At 74.0% G+C, this 5,405-nt stretch carries 5 protein-coding genes; 3 read left to right on the forward strand and 2 right to left on the reverse strand.

What is annotated here, in order from left to right:
* Positions 1-89: 89 nt before the first annotated feature.
* Positions 90-686, reverse strand: a complete 597-nt coding sequence (locus ABZ215_RS43120; protein WP_354956708.1) for a DUF308 domain-containing protein — start codon at positions 684-686, stop codon at positions 90-92.
* 299 nt (positions 687-985) lie between these two features.
* On the opposite strand from ABZ215_RS43120, the gene ABZ215_RS43125 reads away from it, so the two are divergent.
* A complete protein-coding gene (locus ABZ215_RS43125) occupies positions 986-1,990 on the forward strand; it encodes a glycoside hydrolase family 43 protein (protein ID WP_354956710.1) in 1,005 nt (334 codons plus the stop codon).
* Here ABZ215_RS43125 and ABZ215_RS43130 read toward each other — a convergent pair.
* Positions 1,987-2,928 carry an oxaloacetate decarboxylase gene (locus ABZ215_RS43130; protein WP_354956712.1) on the reverse strand — a complete coding sequence of 314 codons (942 nt, stop codon included), beginning with the start codon at positions 2,926-2,928 and terminating at the stop codon, positions 1,987-1,989. The genes ABZ215_RS43125 and ABZ215_RS43130 overlap by 4 nt on opposite strands.
* 99 nt (positions 2,929-3,027) lie before the next feature.
* Between ABZ215_RS43130 and crtI the strand changes: the two genes are divergently transcribed.
* Both crtI and ABZ215_RS43140 read left to right on the forward strand, forming a co-directional pair.
* On the forward strand, positions 3,028-4,527 hold the full coding sequence (crtI, locus tag ABZ215_RS43135) for a phytoene desaturase family protein (protein ID WP_354956714.1): 1,500 nt from the start codon (positions 3,028-3,030) through the stop codon (positions 4,525-4,527).
* The coding region (locus ABZ215_RS43140; protein WP_354956716.1) for a phytoene/squalene synthase family protein at positions 4,524-5,405 on the forward strand (882 nt) is incomplete at its 3' end. The genes crtI and ABZ215_RS43140, both read left to right, overlap by 4 nt.

The following is a 5,405-nucleotide window of genomic DNA, read 5'->3' on the forward strand; positions in this document are numbered from 1 at the left end:
ACCCGCTACGACAAGTTGGCCACGCTCTACCGCGCCGCCATCCTCATCCACGACGTCATCACCTGGACAAAGACATTGTCAGACACGGCCTAGGCGGCCATCGCCTGGTGGGCGCGGCGCAGCTGGAGGGCGAACCACAGGGCGCCGGCGCCGCGCAGCACCAGGGCGATTCCGAGCCAGATCGCGAGCGTGAGGATGGTCAGGTCCGGCCACACCAGGGCCACCACCCCGATCAGCAGGGTCACCACGCCGAGGCCGAGCCACAGGCCCCACATCGGCAGGCGTCGCCGCCACGCGAGTGACGCGGCGATCTGCCCGGCGCCCGCGACGACGAACCCGATCCCGACCACCACGGCGAGCGTGAGCAGCGTGATGCCCGGCCAGGCGAGCGCGATCACGCCGATCCCGATCCACACCACGCCGAGCAGGTAGAACGGCCACCGGGTGCGGTGCCGGTCGGCGGTGAGGATCTCGTCGAAGCCCTCGAACAGCAGGGCGATCGCGACGATCACGGCGAGCGTCCCCACCGCGACGGCCAGGTTCACCAGCAGCAGCACCCCCAGCACCGCGGTGGCGACCCCGAGCAGGGCGACCATCCACCATCGCCCGGTGACCCGCCGCAACTCGCGGCCCGTCCCCTCGCCGAGCGTCACCCGGAACGCCCCGTAGGGCTGGTGCACGGCCATGACGGTTCCCCTTTCCGCAGCCGGAACAGCCACCGTAGGCCCGCGGCGCACACCCCGCCACCGCGGAACTCACCCCCGCGGCCCAGGGTCAAGGCGCCGGCAACTGCTCCGGCCGGCAGGCGAGCCGAACAGCTCGGCACCGCCATCCGGTGACCGTCCGCACCGGCGGCTCCACCGTCCTGGTCGGAGGGATCACCGGGCCCAGCGTCCGAGACTCCTCCGCCATCACCACACGCAGCACCGCGCGCGGCCCGAAGGGAGGAGATTAGTCCCTCCACCACCCGGGTAACTCCTGCGCCGTGGACACGGCAGGCAAGATCACCAAGGCCCGCGAACCCGACGACCCGACCCGCCCGCGCCGGCGGCCCAGGACCGCGAAAGCGTTGACCTGCCTGGGAATCCTGCTCTCCTCGGCGCTGCTGCCGGGTGCCGTGGCGCAGGCCGCGCCCGCCCCGCGGGTGCTGCTGAACCAGGACTTCCCGGACCCCGACGTGCTCAAGATCGGCACCGACTACCACGCGTTCGCCACCGGCGGCCCGTCCGGCCGGATCCCCGTCGCCGTCGCCAAGGACGCCGACGGGCCGTGGCGCGTCACCGGGGACGCGCTGGCCGCCGATCCGTCCTGGGTGGACCCCAAGGGCGGCTACTGGGCGCCCGACGTGACCCGCCGCGCGGACGGCACCTTCCTCATGTACTACGCGGCGGTGTCCAAAACGGACCGGCACCGCTGCATCGGCACCGCGGTCGCGAACTCCGTGGCGGGCCCCTACCAGCCGGCCGGGGACGCGCCGCTGATCTGCGACCCTGGCGACAAGGGCGACATCGACCCGCAGACCTTCCAGACCCGCGACGGCACCCGCTACCTGCTCTACAAGGGCGAGCACCCCGGTGGCGGCGCCTCGGCGATCTTCGTGCAGAAGATGACCCAGGACGGCACCGCGCCCGACGGCCCACGCACCGAGATCCTGCGCGCGGACCGCCCCGAGGAGAAGGGCATCGTCGAAGCGCCGGTGATCACCCAGCGCGGCGGCCAGTACGTGCTGTTCTACTCCGCCGACGACTACCGCAACGCCACCTACCAGACCCGCTACGCCACGGCGTCCTCGCTGACCGGCCCGTACACCAAGGCCGACCAGCCGCTGCTGACCACCGAGTCGGTCGGCCACGCCACCGAAGGCCCCGGCGGGGCGGACGTCGTCGGCGGGCGGATCTACTTCCACGGCTGGCTCAACGGCCAGCGCGCCGCACGCGGCCTGTTCGGCCTCAACCTGGAGTTCGTCAAGGGCGTGCCGCAGGTGTCCTAACCGGACTCCCCCGCGAACCGCGCCTCGAGATCGCTCACCTCGGGCAGCCCGACGAGGTCGGTGAACTCGCCGAACGACGGCAGTCCGGGCAGCGCGGCCGCGGGGGTCCCGTCCCGGCGCACGGTGTCCAGCAGGGCGCGGACCCCCGCGGTCGCGGCGAGCAGCGTGCCGATCGGGTAGAGCACGAGCGAGAAGCCCAGCTCGCGGATCCGCTCCAGGGACAGCGGCGGGGTGCGGCCACCCTCCGCCCAGTTGAACACCAGCGGGGCGGCCCCGGACAGCTCCCGCGCGACGGTGGCGATGTCCTCCTCGCTGGTCGGGGCCTCCACGAACAGCAGGTCGGCGCCGGCCTCGGCGTAGGCGCGGGCGCGCTCGATCGCGTCGGCGAGCCCGTGCACGGCGGCGGCGTCGGTGCGCGCGATCAGCACGAAGTCCGGGTCCCGGCGAGCTGCGACGGCCGCGCGCAGCTTGCCGGCCATCTCCTCCCGCGGGATGACGGCCTTGCCGCTCAGGTGCCCGCACTTCTTCGGGCTGACCTGGTCCTCCAGGTGGATGCCCGCCACCCCGGCCTGCTCGTAGGCCTGCACGGTGCGGACCACGTTGAGGGCGTTGCCGTAGCCGGTGTCGGCGTCGGCAATCACCGGGACGTCGACGGCCGCCACGATCCGCCGCGCGTTGTCGATCATCTCCGCGCCGGTCAGCAGGCCGACGTCCGGCCGCCCGATCAGCGAGGCGGTGGTGCCGAACCCGGTCATGTAGACCACCTCGAACCCGGCCTGCTCGACCAGGCGCGCGGTGAGCGCGTCATAGGCCCCGGGCGCCACCAGCGGCCCCGGCGCCGCCAGCAGCTCCCGCAACCGCTTCCTCGGCGCGGGCCCGCGGCCCAGCAGGTCTCCCACCACGTCCTCCTCATGCCCGGTCGCCCCGGCGTCCGTCACCTACGCTAGTCCGCAGGGCGACAGGCTCACCGAGTGGACAACGGCGCAACGTTCGTGCAACGTTTTACCTGTCCGGGTAGTCGAGTGAGGGGTGGCTGGATGCGGACCGTGACGGGCCCGGCGGATCGGATCGTCGTGGTGGGGGCGGGGCTGTCCGGGCTGGCGGCGGCGCTGCACCTGGCCGGGCGGGGACGGCAGGTGACCGTCGTGGAGCGCGAGCCGGTGCCCGGTGGCCGGACAGGACGCCTGGACCTGGGCGGTTACCGCATGGACACCGGACCCACCGTGCTGACCATGCCCGACCTGGTCGACGAGACCCTCGCCGCGGTCGGCGACAGCGTCGCGAACCGGCTCGACCTGGTCCCGGTCACCCCCGCCTACCGCGCCCGCTTCGCCGACGGCAGCAGCCTCGACGTGCACAGCGATCCCGAGGCGATGACCGAAGCGGTGCGCGCGTTCGCCGGGCCGTCCGAAGCGGACGGGTACCGGCGGCTGCGCGAGTGGCTGATCCGGCTGTACCGGACCGAGTTCGACCGGTTCATCGCCGCCAACTTCGACTCCCCGCTCGCCCTGGTCACCCCGCACCTGGCCCGGCTGGTCGCGATGGGCGCCTTCGGGCCGCTGGACCGCAAGATCGGCCGCTTCCTCCGCGACGAGCGGCTGCGCCGGGTGTTCTCCTTCCAGTCGCTCTACGCCGGGCAGTCGCCTCAGCACGCGCTGGCCGTGTACGCGGTGATCGCCTACATGGACACCGTGGCCGGGGTGTTCTTCCCGCGCGGCGGCATGCGCGCGCTGCCCGACGCCCTGGCCGCGGCGGCCGCGGACGCCGGGGTGGAGTTCCGCTACGGCGCCGAGGTCACGGCGCTGCGGCGGTCCGGCTCCCGGGTGACCGCGGTGGAGACCACCGGCGGCAGCCTCCCCGCCGACGCGGTCGTGCTCACCACCGAACTGCCCGCCGCCTACGAGCTGCTCGGCCGGACCCCGCGACGGCCGGTGCCGCTGCGGCCCGCGCCGTCCGCGGTCGTCGTGCACGTCGGCACGCGGCGGCGGTGCGACACCGCGCACCACACCATCCTGTTCGGCGCGGCGTGGCGGCGGACGTTCCACGAGCTGATCCACGAAGGGCGGCTGATGAGCGATCCCTCCCTGCTGGTGACCCGTCCGACGGCCACCGACCCCGCGCTCGCGCCGGACGGGCGCGACCTGCTCTACGTGCTGGCGCCCGCGCCGAACCTGCGGCGCGGCCCGGTGGACTGGGACCGCGTCGGGGACGCCTACGCCGACGAGGTCCTCGGCCACGTCGCCGAGCGGCTGCTGCCCGGGCTCGGCGACGGCATCGAAGCCAGGCACGTCGTCACGCCGGCCGACTGGGCGCGGCAGGGCATGCTGGCCGGCACCCCGTTCGCGCTGGCGCACACCGTCGCGCAGACCGGCCCGTTCCGGCCGCGCAACCTGGTGCGCGGCACCGGCAACGTGGTGCTCGCCGGCGGCAGCACCGCGCCCGGGGTGGGCGTGCCGACCGCGCTGGTGTCCGGGCGCCTCGCCGCCGACCGCATCACCGGCGCCCACGTGACCCGCCCACTGGTGGCGGCGCGATGACCGGGGCCCTGGACGCCGCCGGGATCACCGAACCGCGCCTGCGCGAGGCCTACGTCCGCTGCCGCCGCCTCAACGCCGAACACGGCCGCACCTACTACCTCGCCACGCGCCTGCTGACCAAGGCGCAGCGCCCGGCCGTGCACGCGCTCTACGGGTTCGCCCGCTTCGCCGACGACATCGTCGACTCCGCTCCCCCTGGCAGCGATCCGGCCGGCCGCCTGGAAGCGCTTTCCGCGGAGCTGTTCGCCGGGCTGGACAGCGGCCGCAGCGACGACCCGGTTCTCGCAGCCGTGGTGGACACCGCGGGCCGCTACGGGATCCGCCGCGACCTGTTCACCGCGTTCCTCGACTCGATGCGGATGGACCTCACCGTCACCGGCTACGCCGACCGCGCCGCGCTGGACCGCTACGTGTACGGCTCGGCGGAGGTGATCGGCCTGCAGATGCTGCCCGTGCTGGGCACGGTCGGCGAGCCGGCGGAGGCCGCGCCCTACGCGGCGGCGCTGGGCAAGGCCTTCCAGCTGACCAACTTCCTGCGCGACGTCGCCGAGGACCTCGACCGCGGCCGCGTCTACCTGCCCGCCGACGAGCTCGCCGCGTTCGGCGTCGACCGGGACCTGCTGCTGTGGTGCCACCGCAACGGCCGCACCGACCCCAGGGTGCGCGAGGCGCTGGCCGCCCAGCACGCCACCACCCGCGAGATCTACGCCTACGCGCGCGACGGCATCGACCGGCTGCACCCGGTGTCCCGGCCGTGCATCGCGACCGCTCTGGTGCTGTACTCGGAGATCCTGGACCGGATCGAGGCGGCCGGGTTCGCGGCTGGGCATCGAGGTCACCGAGATCGGGACGTTGCTCGCGCAGAGCCCGCCCGGGGC

It is taken from the genome of Amycolatopsis sp. NPDC006131 (assembly GCF_040614175.1).
Classification (GTDB): Bacteria; Actinomycetota; Actinomycetes; order Mycobacteriales; family Pseudonocardiaceae; genus Amycolatopsis_E; species Amycolatopsis_E tucumanensis.